We start from the raw sequence: 13,437 nt of genomic DNA, 5'->3' as shown, positions 1-13,437 counted from the left end.
GAGGCGCTGATGACTGTAGTGCAGGGACTGGACGGATTCCTCAGTGCCCGGTGGAAGCACCGTGCCTATGCCTCGATCCTGGTGCGCCGCTCCGACGGGGCGGTGCTGACCGTCAAGGACTCCGCCGGGATCAACGAAGCCAGCTACGGGGACGACTCCGAACCCGACTGGGTGCTGCCCACCTCCACCGTGCGTTCGGGCGTCGGACCCCGGGACGCGGCCGCCTCGGTGCTGGGCCGCCTGGCGCTGGAACCGTCGATGGGCCGGATGCTGGTGCACGACTTCCGTCCCGCACTCGGCGGTGCCCATGCCGCCGGCGGCAGCGGCACCGGCCATGAGTTCCTGGTGTACGACGGCGGGACCTGGGTCACCGATGTCGAGCGCTTCACCGCCGACGGCGGAATGCTGCAGGTGCGGTTCTGCCCGTTGGAGCAGCTGGCCATCCTGCTGCCACCGGCCGATGCCGAACGCGCGGCAGCGGCCGTCCGGGCGCTGGAACTCGGGGGAGCGGCCGAACTCGAACACGGGCGCGACGTCACCCCGCGCCACGTTCCGGGCAACCGGCAGCCCCCGCGCGAGCTCATGCCGGACCTGCCCCTGACGGCCCCGGTCCCGGGGCTGAAGAACCGCGGCCAGTAGGCTCCCAGCCGGCAGGGGGCCAACGCACGGGGAACTCCCAGCGCATGGTCGCCGACGTCCGGCAACCGGCGGCGTAGAGTCCACCACCAGAGGGATGGAGGTCGGGTCATGGGTGGTGCCGGGTCGATCAGTGTGGTGGACGGCTGGCTGCCGGTCCTGGCCTGGATCGCCGGGATCGCCGGACTGGCGTTCCTGCTGGTGCCACGTCGTCGGCGCCGCTGGTACGTGGCGTACCCGCTGCTCCTGGGGCTGGCGGTCGGCATCACGTGGGTGCTGTACCTGCTGCTGGTCTACGTCTGGCTGGTGCTCTCCGAAACCCTGCCGCTGGAGGTCTTGGCGTGGGTCGCCGGCGCGGCCTTCGGGATCCTGCTGGCGCTGTACGCGGGCTGGCGTGCCCGCTGGTCGTGGCGCGCCGGTGCCGCGGTGGCCGCCGTCGCGGTCCTCGTCCTGTCGGGCCTGCAGATCAACGCCTACTTCGCCCAGTACAACACCGTGGGGAGCCTGCTGGGCGAACAGGTGCACATCCCGCAGCTGGCTGCCGGCCTGCGGCGCGGGGCCGGCGACGGCGTCGGAAACGGGGCGGGGAACGCCGCCACGCTGCCTGCGCATGGAACAGTCGCCAAGGCCCCGATTCCCGGCCCGGCCTCCGGCTTCGATGCCCGCGATGCCATCGTCTACCTGCCACCGGCCTATCGGCCCACCGGGTCGCCCCGCTTGCCGGTACTGGTCCTCGTGGCCGGGCAGCCGGGGGGTCCGCAACGCTGGCTCGACGCCGGGCAGCTGGCCCCCACCCTGGATGCCTTCGCGGCGTCCCACGCCGGCCGGGCGCCGGTGGTCGTCGTGGTCGATCCGAACGGCACCACCGCCGGGAACACCATGTGCATGGATTCGCGCATCGCGCGCGCGGACACCTACCTGTCCGTGGACGTGCCCGCCTGGATTTCGCGCACCCTCAACGTCCGCCAACCGTCGGCGGGATGGGCCTTCGGCGGGTTCTCGTTCGGCGGGACCTGCGCACTGCAGATGGCGACCACCCACCCCGGCCTCTACCAGGACATCATCGACGTCTCCGGGCAGCGGGAACCGTCGCTGTCGGCCAGGCGCCCGGCGACCATCGCCCGGTCCTTCGGCGGAGACTCGGCAGCTTTCACCGCCCGCGTCCCGCTGACGTTGCTGCGGCAACGGCAGTACCCGGGGACGCACGCCTTTTTCGCCGTGGGCGCCAATGACCACCACTACGGGGCGGACCAGGACGTCGTGGTCGCCGCGGCGCGCTCTGCGGGCATGGACGTCCAGGCGATCCGGGTGCCCGGTGCCGGGCATTCCTGGGTCGCGGCGCGGGCCGGGCTGGCCGGAGGGCTGAAGTTCCTGGCACCCACGTGGGGAATGGGGAAGTAGCCCATGCCCGCTCCCGCACGCCTGCCGTCGACCCGGCATCCCCGGACCCGATGGATCCAGCGCATCCCGGTGGCCATGGTGCTGGTCGCGGCCTACCTCGGCGCGGCCCTCCCGGGGCGGCTGATCCTGCCCTCGGGGGAGCCCTGGGCGGTGGTCCTGCGCACGTACCTGCCCAACGACACGCACCTTCCATCGCTGGTGCTCGGCGCTGCGGCGCTGGCGGTGGCCGCCGCCTGGGCGGAGCGCCGGCTGGGCAGCGGCCGGTTCGCGGTCGCCGTCGTCGTCACCCAGCTGGTGGCCCTGGCCGCCGGCATCGGGTTCGTGGCGTGGATCCGCCCCGCCGACTCCACTGCCGGACATCTCATCGTGGGCGGCCACGGGGCCGTGGTCTCCGTCATCGCGTGCGGATCCGCGGCCGCCGCCACCGCCGGTCTGCGGGTGATGTGGCGGCGTCGTTTGCGCACTGCCCTGGTGGCGCTCGTGGTCGTGGGCGCCCTGTATGCCGGAACGCTCTCCGATGCCCTGCGCCTGGCGGCCGTGGTGGCGGGACTCGTGATGGGGCCCGTGCTGCAGGGGCGCCGCCCTGCCCGTCCGGCGGGTCCGGCAACGGTGCACGAACGGCGGGTGCTGGTGGCAGTCGTCCTGCTGGCTGCCGCGCTGGGACCGGTGGTCGCGGCGCTCGCCCCCGGTGCCGTCGGCCCGCTGGCGGTCCTGCGGTACCTGGGCACCGACTGGGGGCCAACCGACCCCGCCTCCCTGGCCGCGATGTGCTCGGACCCGGCCCGGATCACCCAGTGCGCGGCGGCCCAGCTGCAGCACCGCGCCGGACTCGGCGCGGTCTTCACCGCGGTCCTGCCCTCGATCCTGTTGGCGGTCCTGGCCGACGGGCTGCGGCGCGGATTGCGCATGGCGTGGTGGGGTGCCGTCATCGCGCAGGGGGCCCTGGCCGCGTTGACCCTGGTGTACGTGCTCGGCATCGTCCTGCCCGCCCGCTTCCCCCGGACGGACCTGCTGCAGGGGCTCGGCACCTATGACTTCACCGATTACGCCCAGGCCAAGGCGCTGGTGCTGCCGCTGTTGGTGCCGTTGGCCGTCTTCGCCGTCCTGCTGGGCCACCGGAAGCTGTTCCGGCTGCGGACCTCCGCCGGCACGGGGCAGCTCCTGTTGCGCCGCGTCCTGGGTCTCGGCGCGGGCCTGTCGGTGCTCTACCTCGCACTGGGATGGTGGTGGCGTGGGGGATTCGACCCCGTGCCGTCGCCGGGTGACCTCGCCGAAAACCTTCCGGAACGGTTCCTGCCCCTGGTCTACGCACTGCATCTGGGTCCGGAGTTCGTTCCGGTGGGCGGGGGGACCACGCTGCTGTTCGAGGGGCTGGGCATCGTCTTCTGGACCGCCACCGCCGCGTGGTTGCTGGGGGCCTTCCTGGGTCACGGCGCCGGGGAAACGGCGGCCGCCCGGCAGCGGGCGCGGGAACTGCTGCGGTCCGGAACCGGCGGCACATTGTCCTGGATGGCCACGTGGGCCGGGCACAGCTATTGGTTTGCCCCGGACGGACGGTCCTTCGTGGCCTACCGGGTCATCGCCGGCGTGGCCTTGACCACCTCGAATCCGGTCGCTGCGGGCCGTGATCTGGAACCGGCGGTTGCCGGCTTCGTGCGGCACTGCGCCGAGCACGCGTGGCTGCCCTGCTTCTACGGCGTGACCGCGGATGTCGCCGATGCGCTGCCGTCTGCTTCCTGGAGCCGGTTGCGCATCGCGACGGAGACCGTGCTGCCGCTGGGCGCACTCGAATTCCGGGGCAAGCGGTTCCAGGACGTGCGCACCGCCCTGAACCGTGCCGAAAAAGAGGGGATTGGCGCCATCTGGACGTCATATGCCCAGCTGTCCCTGGGCCGGCGCGAACAAGTCCTGGCGATCTCCGAGGAGTGGGTCGCCGAACAGGGACTCCCCGAACTCGGATTCACCTTGGGCGGCCTGGCCGAACTGGACGATCCGGACGTCCGGATCCTGCTCGCGGTCGATGGCGGGGGACTGGTGCACGCGGTGACGTCGTGGTTGCCGGTGTACGACGACGGGGCCATCACCGGGTGGACGCTGGATTTCATGCGCCGCCGCCAGGACGGCTTCCGCCCCGCGATGGAGTTCCTCATCGGGACCGCGGCGTTGACGCTGCAGGCCCAGGGGTATGCGTTTCTCAGCCTGTCCGGGGCGCCGTTGGCCTCCGCGGAGACCGGCGACGAGGGGGCGGGGGCGCAACAGCGGTTCCTCGGTTGGCTCGCCGCGACCTTGGAACCGGTCTACGGCTTCCAGTCGCTGCTGGGCTTCAAGAAGAAGTTCCAGCCCCGGTTCGTGCCCTGGTTCATGGTGTATCCGGATGCATCGAGCCTGCCGGCGATCACCGCGGCCATCACGACGGCATACCTCGGGGAGGTGGGCTGGGGGACCGGATGGACGATGGCCCGTACGCTGCTCGCGCGCAGGCCGTGAGCACCGGAAACCCAGATCTTTTCTTTGCTTGAAGTTTAAAGTAAAAAGTGCGATGATGGATGCAGAAGCCCACCAGCCGATCCCCTCGAAGGAGCACCCCATGACCGCCACCGCCCCGGCCCCCCGCACCACCGACCTCCTGCCCGACGGATTGGGCATGGGGATGCTGACCCTGAAGGTCGGCGACCTGGCCAAGATGACCGATTACTACCGGACCGCGCTGGGACTGAACGTGTTGTCCGACGATTCCACCGGCGTCGTGCTGGGCCGCATCAACGAGCCGCTGCTGCGCCTGCAGGACCGCCACGGACTGATCCTGCCGGGCCGCGGCGAAGCCGGGCTGTTCCACACCGCACTGCTGTTCGAGGACCAGGCCGCGCTGGCCGCCGTCGTCGCCTCCGCCGCCCAGCACCCCGAAAGCCAGTTCGCCGGCAGCGCCGACCACCTGGTCTCCGAGGCGTTCTACTTCACCGACCCCGAGGGCAACGGCATCGAGCTCTACTTCGACCGCCCGCGCGACCAGTGGCGTTGGAACGGGTCGACCGTCGAGATGGATTCGCTGGCCCTGAACCCGAACGACTACCTGCGCACCCACCTCACCGAACAGGCCGCCGGCGGGCTGGACACCGCGGCCGCCGAGATCGGCCACGTCCACCTGCAGGTCGGCGACACCTCCGTCGCCCGCGACTTCTACGTCGACACGCTGGGATTCGCCGAGACCGCGGTGTTCCACGGCCAGGCGCTGTTCGTCTCCGCGGGCGGCTACCACCACCACATGGCGATGAATGTCTGGAACAGCCGCGGCGCGGGCCCCCGCAAGGACACCCTGGGCCTGGGAGAGGTCCTCATCCGGGTCCCCGGTGCCGACGACGTCACCGCAGTCGCCGACCGCCTGCGCTTCGCCGGCATCGAAAACCACCACGACGGATCCGAGCTGCGCTTCCAGGACCCCTGGCTCAACCGGCTGCGCATCGCCGTCGGCTGACGCACCGGAGCTGTAGAGGTGCAGCCGCAGATCCGGGAGGGTCCGCTGAGAGCGGTCAGCCTGCGCCGAGCGCGGCATTGGGCTAGAATTCATGCCGATAGATTGCTTACAGGGCCCCGGGGGTACGCGATGAACACGGAAGTTGGTCCCTCGGGTGCGCTCGGGGACTTCTTGCACCTGAAGCAACGCCTGTTTAGGCGGAACCTGCGACCGGCGCTAATGGTCACCTGGTCCCTGCCAGAGCAGTTCGGCGGCATGACGGCCATGTGTCTCGCCCGCGCCTCGATCTTCAAAGCCGACGGTCGGCCCAGCGCGGTCATTACCTTTGCCCCGCAACCCCAATTTCGGGCGCGAGTTCAACGCGTGCGATTGGAAGGGAGGCTTGGCCCGGACGTTCCGGTTATCAATTTCCATGAATTCTACGCAGAGCACGAACCGACACGCATTAGCGGCACGACATCGCAGGATCCAATGGATCCCGCCCAGTGGGTCCTTGTCGACCGAACATTCAGGGATCATGACGGCACCAGACTGTGTGATGTGTTCGAGGATGTGGCGACGGGAGACTTGCACCGTCGCGAATACTATCGGACCGACGGGACGATGTACCTTCTTGATGTCCAGTATCCGGCCGTCGACGCCACGAGCAAGCCCCGGCGAGTGCTCCAGCTCTTTTCTGCTCAATCCGGGTCGGTTGCCGCCGAGTTCACCAGCGCGTCCGCTTTGTATCGCCACTGGCTCTCCGAGCTGGTTGGCGATCATGAAGTCGATGTCGTCGTTGACAGCGCCCACTGCGCAGGCATGTTGTGGGCATGGGAGCATGCGACGGCGACGAAGACCGTGGTCATTCATACCACTCACGTGGTGCCGGGGAGCGATGCGCAAACGGGCCCCTTGGCCAACGAACTCAAGGGCGCGATCGAACACCGGAGGCACTGGGACGGCATCGTGATGCTCACCCATCGCCAAGCCGGCGCCTACAGACGACGTTTCAGCGACAGCGCTCCTGTGACCGTCATTGGCAACCCGGTGGCCAGGCCTAGGAAGTTGCCACCTTGGGAAGGGCGCGAACCTAACCGGATCGTCATCGCCGGAAGGCTGACGGAGGACAAGCGTGTCGACAAGGCCATCGAGGCCATGGGCCTCGTGGCACACAGCGGAACCGCCGCAGAGTTGGACATCGTGGGCGATGGCCCTCATCGGCAAACGCTAGAAGCCCGGGTATCCGAACTCCAATTGGAAGATCGCGTCAATTTCGTGGGGCATACGGCCGATGTCGCCGAGCGTTTGAGGAGTGCCAGCGTTGCACTCCTTTGCAGTCGGTACGAGGGGCAGTCGCTGGCGTTGCTTGAAGCGAAGGCCAATGGCTGTGTCCCGGTTGCCTTTGACGTCGACTTCGGACCCCGTGACGTGATTAATGCGGATACATCCGGCATGCTGGTGCCCGATAATGATGTTCACGCCATGGCGGACGCGATACTAAATCTCCTGGCCGATGAGGCGCTCCGCCGCCGAATGTCACGTGCAGCGTTCGAGGAGGCAAGAGAAAGCGATAGCCACTCGATCTACGCCAAATGGCAAGAGGCGCTTGATGGATCGCGACGGCATCAAACAGTACGCCGCCGCCTGAACGCATCGAGGGTGGCCCTCGCCGGGTTCTCCCTCGGCGCGGACGGAAGTCTTCGGGTTAGCGTCCGAAGCTCGGATCTCCCGCCAGAGGCGTCCATTAGTCTTGTCCTACAGGCGCGACACGCCAAGGCGCGGGTCCAACGTTTGGCGGTCGACGAAGTCAGCCGGAACGACGGTGAAACGGAATTCACCGTTGCTGCAGAGGCCCGCAGTCACTTCCCGATGGGGAGTCCAGTGGATTTCTATGTGGAGCTGCAGTGTGATGGGGCCTTCCGTGCCCTTCGCCTTGGACTTCAGAAGCCGGCATTGAATGTTGAGCCTTTCATGACCGGACACGGTAGCCTCAGCCTTCGTTGAACCGGGCAGCACCCGCGCGGCGCAGGTCGCGCCGCCCGATCCCATCTGGCATAATGGGACGGTACTCGATCGACGTGGCCCCTCTCTCCGCGTGCGCATCGTGTCCCCAGAAGCCACGCAGTATGGCCCGCCCCACGGGTGCAGAACCGCGGATTCGCCCAGTACCAGATACAGGAGTGACCACTACAGTGGCCGTTAAGATTCGACTCAAGCGCTTCGGCAAGACGCGCGCCCCGTACTACCGCATCGTCATCATGGACTCCCGCGCCAAGCGCGACGGCCGTGCCATCGAGGAGATCGGCAAGTACCACCCCACCGAGGAGCCCTCGTTCATCGAGGTCAAGTCCGAGCGGGCCCAGTACTGGCTGTCCGTCGGCGCCCAGCCGACCGAGCAGGTCGCAGCCCTGCTCAAGATCACGGGCGACTGGCAGAAGTACAAGGGCATCGAGGGCCAGGAAGGCACCTTGAGGACCAAGGCCGACAAGGAGGCCTACGTGGCCCCCGACCGCGGCTCGGTCATCCTGCCCGAGGCCATCACCAAGAAGGTCGACAAGGCCGAAGAGGCCCCCGCCGAGGAAGCCGACGCCGAGAAGGCAGAAGCCACCGAGGCCGAGTAGCCATGCTCGCCGAGGCTCTCGACCACCTGGTCCGCGGCATCGTCGACTCCCCGGAGGACGTCGCCGTGGAACTGAAGGCCACCCGCCGAGGAGACACGCTCGAGGTCCGGGTCCATCCCGATGACCTCGGCCGCGTCATCGGCCGCCAGGGCCGCACCGCCCGCGCCTTGCGCACCGTGGTTGCGGCACTGTCGGACGGCGAACCGGTCCGCGTCGACGTCGTCGACACCGACCGCCGCCGCTAGGCCAGGTCGCAGAGTCCCCGCCGCGCCACATGGCACGGCAGCCCCGGCCCCGCACCCTCACCGGTGCGGGGCCGGACGCGTTAAACCCATCGTAGGATCGTTGGAGAACATCACCCTCCCCACGTCCCCGTCCCAAGGAGTATCCATGCGCCTCCAGGTCGCACGCATCGGCAAGCCCCACGGCATCCGCGGGGAGGTCACCGTCCAGTTGATGACCGACGCCCCCGGCGCCCGCTTCGAACCCGGCACCGTGTTCGACGTCGAGGCCGGCCCGCTGAAGGCCCTCACCGTCGAGGGTGCGCGCTGGAACAAGGAGATCCTGCTGGTCGCCTTCGAGGAGCTCGCCGACCGCAACACCGCCGAAACAGTCCGCGGTGCCCGGCTCTTCGTCGAGACCGAGGACCTCGAGGAGGACGACGACGACAGCTGGTACGAGCACGAGCTCGTCGGCCTCACCGCACGCATCGGGGACACGGTCGTCGGCAAGGTCACCGGCCTGCGCACCAACGCCGCCCAGGACCTGCTGGTCATCGAGGACACCGACGGCGAAGAGGTCCTCGTCCCGTTCGTGGAGGCCATCGTCCCGGAGGTCGACACCGAGGCCGGCCACATCCTGCTCACCCCGCCCGACGGGCTGTTCACGCTCAACCGCGGCGATGACGGGGAAGCCGCCGGGGACGAGCAGGCCTGAGCACATGCGCATCGACGTCGTCTCCATCTTCCCCGAGTACCTGCAGGCGCTGGACATCTCGCTGATCGGCAAGGCCCGGCGCGAGGGACTGCTCGACGTGCGCATCCACGACCTGCGCGAACACACCCACGACCGCCACCACACCGTGGACGACACCCCCTACGGTGGCGGCGCCGGCATGGTCATGAAACCCGAACCGTGGGCCGAGGCACTGGGCTCCATCGTCGGCGTAGACCGCGACTCCCCGCCCTCGCACACCGCACCGGCGGGGCACGACGACGGTGCCCGGCCCCTGCTGCTGGTTCCCTCGCCGGCGGGTGATGTCTTCACCCAGGCCATGGCCCAGGAGCTCTCCACCCGCGAACACCTGGTCTTCGCCTGCGGCCGCTACGAGGGGATCGACGAACGCGTCTACGACTTCGCCGCCGAACACTACGAGGTCCGCCCGGTCAGCCTGGGCGACTACGTCCTGAACGGGGGAGAGGTCGCCGTCCTCGCCATGGTCGAGGCCATCGGCCGCCTGGTCCCCGGCGTCGTGGGCAACCCCGAATCCCTCGTCGAGGAATCCCACTCCGACGGCCTGCTCGAATACCCCGTCTACACCAAGCCCGCCAGCTGGGCCGGCCGCGAGGTCCCCGAGGTGCTGCTGAACGGCAACCACGGCAAGATCGCCCGCACCCGCCGGCTCTGGCAGCTGGAGCGCACTGCCGAACGGCGCCCGGACCTGATCCGCGCGCTGGACCCCGCGACCTTGAACCGGCACGACCGCGACACCCTCTGGCATGCCGGGTTCATGATCGAGGACGGGCGCATCGTCGACAAGCCCGGGGATGCCACGCCCTAGCGCGGTGCCGCCGTTGGCCCACGTTCTGTAGTGCAAAACTGCGTTGAGTAAGACAATAGTCGTGTGGCCATCTCGTGGAGCGACAGCGCGGACAAGCATGGATTCGCATCTTCCACGTGATGATCGCCGGCAAGAAATTCCTGGCGCTGCTCGATGAAAGGTAGGAAGCCATGGCACACTCCAACGATGCAGGCATGATGGCCTGGGCAGAATCGGACGTCCCGGACATCCGGGACGACGCCGAGATCCGGCACGGCACCGACGAAAGCCGCGCGCAGATCCGTTCCCTGCTCGAAGAAGCCGCCGAGACCCAGGCGGAACGGCAGAAGATCCGCGACCTCGGCGGGCGCCCCTCGCTGGACCCGCAGGGGAAGGGAGAATCCCCGACGTGGAATCTTCGCGCACCCCGGGTTCTCGACCGGGAACTGCGTCAGCAGGCCGAGCGGGAGGGCCGTAAACTCTCCGAGGTCCTTCGCAGTGCGGCCAGGGAATACCTGGATACCCACCGGGCCGGCTGAGCACGAGGTGTGGAATAGCGGACGGGACGTGCGCCACCGGCCGCGCCGCTCAACGTCCTGGCAACTGGAGCGCACTGCCGCCCGAACCTGATTCGCGCGCTGGATCCGTCGACCCTGAACCGGCACGACCGCGATGCCCTCTGGCATGCCGGGTTCATGATCGAGGACGGGCGCATCGTCGACAAGCCGACCGTCGACCCGGTCGACCAGCCGGTGGATGGCACCTCCTAGCGCGGTGCCACCGCTTTCGCCGGGCGGAGCATGCACCTGCGTCCTGGAACATGGAAATGCTCCCCCACGAACCGGAGCCACAAGGCTTGGCACGGTTCGTGGGGGAGCACGGTTGCGGTTGCCCCGGCGTTTTCAGCAGACGCTGGGTTCGCCGCCATACTTGTAGGCGACGTCTGAATCGAGGACCAGCGGTCCGCCCAACAGGACGTTGGTCCATCCCTCCATGGAAACCAGGGCATTGGAAACCGACGACGGCAGGCAGGACTTCTTGGCGAGCAAAAGCGGCGCCCCGTTGTAGCCTGCGGCCACAGCCCCTGTCAGCCCGTCCGGGAAGTCGGAGCCAGTGGCAATGAACTGCCGCTGGGAGCCGCGGGACCAGAAGGCCCGGGCAATCTTGGCGCTGGTCTCGTAAAGAGTGGCTCCACCATAGCGTTTTACCGTTGCGTTCGGCAGTGCCCGCCGGACCTGGTTCACCGCGGCATCTGAAATCGCTTGCGTCCCGCCCGCCAGATACACCCGGGACGGCTTGAGCCGCTTGAGCTGGTTCAGCGTAGTCGCTGGGACATAGGACCGCTTGGTCAAGAGCATGGGAGCCCTGCGTCCGGCGGCGACCGCAGCCAGCGACATGGCATCCTCGAACCGCTCGCCGGTGGCCAAGAAGACCGTCGGCGCGGACTTCCAGTGGTCGGCGATCTGTGAACTGGTCTCGTAGAGGTTACTGCCCGCGACCCGTTGGACGGGGCCGTAGTTCTTCAGCGTGTTCACCGTGGCATTGCTGACGGCCAATGGTCCGCCCAAAACCAGGATGTTCTTGGGGCGCAGGCGCCTCAGTTCCTTGGCTACTGCGTACGGCAAAGAATTCTTCTTGGTCAGCAGCAGCGGGGCGTTCTTCAGAGTTGCGAGCGGGGAACCGGCCAATGCGTCGGGAAAGTTCTCACCCGACGCCACGACGACGGTCGACGCGGTGGAGGGGAACGTCCGGCGCGAGATGGCCACGGGGGTCTCGTACCAGGTGGCGCCGTACAGCCGCACCGGGGCGAATCGGGTGGGGCTGACATCGCCGTTGCCAAGGTAGTCCGTGGTCAGCTGGTACGGGGTGGAACGCCGGTTGCGGGCGAAGTCGCGCAACGAGGTCAGATCGCCGTTCCAGACGTTTGCGTCAACGTTCTTGTCGGAGCCGATCAGGTCCGCATTGGAGGTGTACTGCCAGATGCCGAACGTCGTCCACCCCTCGGGCAGCTCGAAGGGGTCCTTCTGGCCGTCGGAGCTGGAAAACCGCGAGACATGCAGCGGCCAGGACTTGAAAGCGGTCGAATCTCCCGTGCAGTCGTCCCACCAGGATTGGGCGGTGTAGATCATCGGAAGCCGCCCGGTGGAGGCCTTGATGGTGGCACCAAAATCCTTGATCCAATCCACCATCCGGGCCGGCGTCATGCCGAAGCACGCGTCGCCCTGGCCGGCAGGGTAGTCATCGGCGGAGTAGGGATTCCACTCGATGTCCAGCAGGGGCGGCAGGGTCTTGCCGTCGGCCGACCAGCCGCCCCCATTGGCCAAAAATTCCCTGGCCTGTGTGGTCCCGGACGAATGGGCGGGCATGGCGAAGTGGTAGGCGCCGCGGATCATCCCCTGCCGGTACGCGCCGGCGTAGTTCTGCGAAAATTCCGGGTCGTCATACACGCCGGACGGCCAGGACTGGGTGGCCTTGATGTACGCGAAACGAGCACCTTCGCCCCATGCGTGGGACCAGTCAACATCGCCCTGGTGGTGGGAGACATCGACGCCGAGAACGCCGGGCGGCCGCCAGGTCCGGAGCTCCGCCCACGAGGTCGGGACGGAGAGGCCGGCCAACGTGGCCGCGTCACCCTCCTGCGTACCGGTGGTGAAGCCCGCAGTGTCGGCGGTGAAGCTGCCCGCGCTCGCAGCTGACGGATTGTCGGTCTGCGGCTCGTCGCGGGCCGGCCCGGAGGGCTCGGCGCTCGGCGTGGCCGACGCGGGTGCCTCGTCCGCCAGTTCCGCCGTGGCGGTGGCCAACGTCTCCAGCTCCGCGACGGTGGGGGCCTGAGCGTCACCTGACTCGTCGACACGGCGCTGGCCCTGGCCGAGCTGGGCGTCCAGCGCTTCGATGTCCACGGCATCCAGTGCCTGGTCGGAAAGCTCGATGCGTTCCGACGCCGATAGCTTCCCGCCGGCATCCAATTCGGTCCGGATCTGCTCGGCGGCTTCCGTGGCCGCCTGCGGATCGACCTGCGGGGCGGTGGCCTTCGCCTTTGCCTGGCCGTCCGCCGGGTTGAGGGCCGAATCCAACAGCGCCTCGGCCGCCTGCCCGGGCGACGGTGATGGTGCCGGTTTCGCGGTGCGGTCCGCCGGGATGGCGATGGCCGATGTACCGTCCTCGAGGGGTGTGGCCCCTGCAGCGCCGGCGCCCGCGAGGGGGATGGCCAGCGAAGCTGCAAGGGCAAGGGCTGCGACTCGAGGTCGGCGTGATCGGCGTTCCGGCATGGGTGAGCCTCCGTGGGGTACGAGCGGGTGACGTTTTACACACTATCGGCCGCTCCGGCCGCCCGGTTACCAATTTCGACTCGTCATGTTGATGTTTGACCGCACCACCCGCGATTACGCCGCACACAGGTCCATGTGGCAAAATGGGTTCTTGCGTCTACTGGGTGCGCCCCTGCCACAGGGGGAGCGCGCCAACAGTCAGACAGCCGGCCGGCGCACCAGCGTCCGACCGGTTCACCACACTCCGTTCCAGCGGTTTCCGCGGCCCCCGTGCCGCGGCCGCTGCGAGCGTGTCGA

General features: G+C 68.4%; 11 protein-coding genes. 10 read left to right on the top strand and 1 reads right to left on the bottom strand.

Going from position 1 to position 13,437, the window contains the following annotated elements:
* Positions 1–9: 9 nt before the first annotated feature.
* From AC1MEQ_RS02495 to AC1MEQ_RS02450, 10 genes are all read left to right on the top strand, one after another.
* Positions 10–639, top strand: a complete 630-nt coding sequence (locus AC1MEQ_RS02495) for an NUDIX hydrolase (protein WP_479793654.1) — start codon at positions 10–12, stop codon at positions 637–639.
* Positions 640–747: 108 nt separating this feature from the next.
* On the top strand, positions 748–2,037 hold the full coding sequence (locus AC1MEQ_RS02490; protein WP_479793653.1) for an alpha/beta hydrolase: 1,290 nt from the start codon (positions 748–750) through the stop codon (positions 2,035–2,037).
* Positions 2,038–2,040: 3 nt separating this feature from the next.
* Positions 2,041–4,524, top strand: coding sequence for a bifunctional lysylphosphatidylglycerol flippase/synthetase MprF (locus tag AC1MEQ_RS02485; protein ID WP_479793651.1), 2,484 nt, complete (start codon positions 2,041–2,043; stop codon positions 4,522–4,524).
* Between the two features lie 100 nt (positions 4,525–4,624).
* The gene (locus tag AC1MEQ_RS02480) at positions 4,625–5,509 is read left to right on the top strand and encodes a VOC family protein (protein WP_479793649.1); all 885 of its coding nucleotides are present in this window, start codon (positions 4,625–4,627) and stop codon (positions 5,507–5,509) included.
* 129 nt (positions 5,510–5,638) lie between these two features.
* Positions 5,639–7,495, top strand: a complete 1,857-nt coding sequence (locus tag AC1MEQ_RS02475; RefSeq protein ID WP_479793647.1) for a glycosyltransferase — start codon at positions 5,639–5,641, stop codon at positions 7,493–7,495.
* Positions 7,496–7,683: 188 nt separating this feature from the next.
* A complete protein-coding gene (gene rpsP, locus AC1MEQ_RS02470; protein ID WP_479793645.1) occupies positions 7,684–8,112 on the top strand; it encodes a 30S ribosomal protein S16 in 429 nt (142 codons plus the stop codon).
* Between the two features lie 2 nt (positions 8,113–8,114).
* The gene (locus AC1MEQ_RS02465; protein WP_479793644.1) at positions 8,115–8,357 is read left to right on the top strand and encodes an RNA-binding protein; all 243 of its coding nucleotides are present in this window, start codon (positions 8,115–8,117) and stop codon (positions 8,355–8,357) included.
* 145 nt (positions 8,358–8,502) lie between these two features.
* Positions 8,503–9,048 (top strand): ribosome maturation factor RimM, encoded by a 546-nt coding sequence (gene rimM / locus AC1MEQ_RS02460; RefSeq protein WP_479793642.1) that lies wholly within the window; start codon positions 8,503–8,505, stop codon positions 9,046–9,048.
* Positions 9,049–9,052: 4 nt separating this feature from the next.
* Positions 9,053–9,892 (top strand): tRNA (guanosine(37)-N1)-methyltransferase TrmD, encoded by an 840-nt coding sequence (gene trmD / locus AC1MEQ_RS02455; RefSeq protein ID WP_479793641.1) that lies wholly within the window; start codon positions 9,053–9,055, stop codon positions 9,890–9,892.
* Positions 9,893–10,062: 170 nt separating this feature from the next.
* Positions 10,063–10,410 carry a hypothetical protein gene (locus tag AC1MEQ_RS02450; RefSeq protein ID WP_479793639.1) on the top strand — a complete coding sequence of 116 codons (348 nt, stop codon included), beginning with the start codon at positions 10,063–10,065 and terminating at the stop codon, positions 10,408–10,410.
* Between the two features lie 363 nt (positions 10,411–10,773).
* Here AC1MEQ_RS02450 and AC1MEQ_RS02445 read toward each other — a convergent pair whose 3' ends face one another.
* Positions 10,774–13,140: a cell wall-binding repeat-containing protein gene (locus AC1MEQ_RS02445; protein WP_479793637.1), complete on the bottom strand. Its 2,367-nt coding sequence runs from the start codon at positions 13,138–13,140 to the stop codon at positions 10,774–10,776.
* Positions 13,141–13,437: the final 297 nt, after the last annotated feature.

It is taken from the genome of Arthrobacter sp. ASL1 (genome assembly GCF_056680475.1).
Note: the sequence above shows the minus strand (reverse complement) of the source record. Positions and strands in the feature narration are given on the sequence as shown.

What these genes read in the sequence shown, in the direction of transcription:
- AC1MEQ_RS02495 (WP_479793654.1), top strand. Translation starts at nt 10, where the DNA reads ATGACTGTAGTGCAGGGACTGGACGGATTCCTCAGTGCCCGGTGGAAG.
- AC1MEQ_RS02490 (WP_479793653.1), top strand. Translation starts at nt 748, where the DNA reads ATGGGTGGTGCCGGGTCGATCAGTGTGGTGGACGGCTGGCTGCCGGTC.
- AC1MEQ_RS02485 (WP_479793651.1), top strand. Translation starts at nt 2,041, where the DNA reads ATGCCCGCTCCCGCACGCCTGCCGTCGACCCGGCATCCCCGGACCCGA.
- AC1MEQ_RS02480 (WP_479793649.1), top strand. Translation starts at nt 4,625, where the DNA reads ATGACCGCCACCGCCCCGGCCCCCCGCACCACCGACCTCCTGCCCGAC.
- AC1MEQ_RS02475 (WP_479793647.1), top strand. Translation starts at nt 5,639, where the DNA reads ATGAACACGGAAGTTGGTCCCTCGGGTGCGCTCGGGGACTTCTTGCAC.
- AC1MEQ_RS02465 (WP_479793644.1), top strand. Translation starts at nt 8,115, where the DNA reads ATGCTCGCCGAGGCTCTCGACCACCTGGTCCGCGGCATCGTCGACTCC.
- rimM (WP_479793642.1), top strand. Translation starts at nt 8,503, where the DNA reads ATGCGCCTCCAGGTCGCACGCATCGGCAAGCCCCACGGCATCCGCGGG.
- trmD (WP_479793641.1), top strand. Translation starts at nt 9,053, where the DNA reads ATGCGCATCGACGTCGTCTCCATCTTCCCCGAGTACCTGCAGGCGCTG.
- AC1MEQ_RS02450 (WP_479793639.1), top strand. Translation starts at nt 10,063, where the DNA reads ATGGCACACTCCAACGATGCAGGCATGATGGCCTGGGCAGAATCGGAC.
- AC1MEQ_RS02445 (WP_479793637.1), bottom strand. Translation starts at nt 13,140, where the DNA reads ATGCCGGAACGCCGATCACGCCGACCTCGAGTCGCAGCCCTTGCCCTT.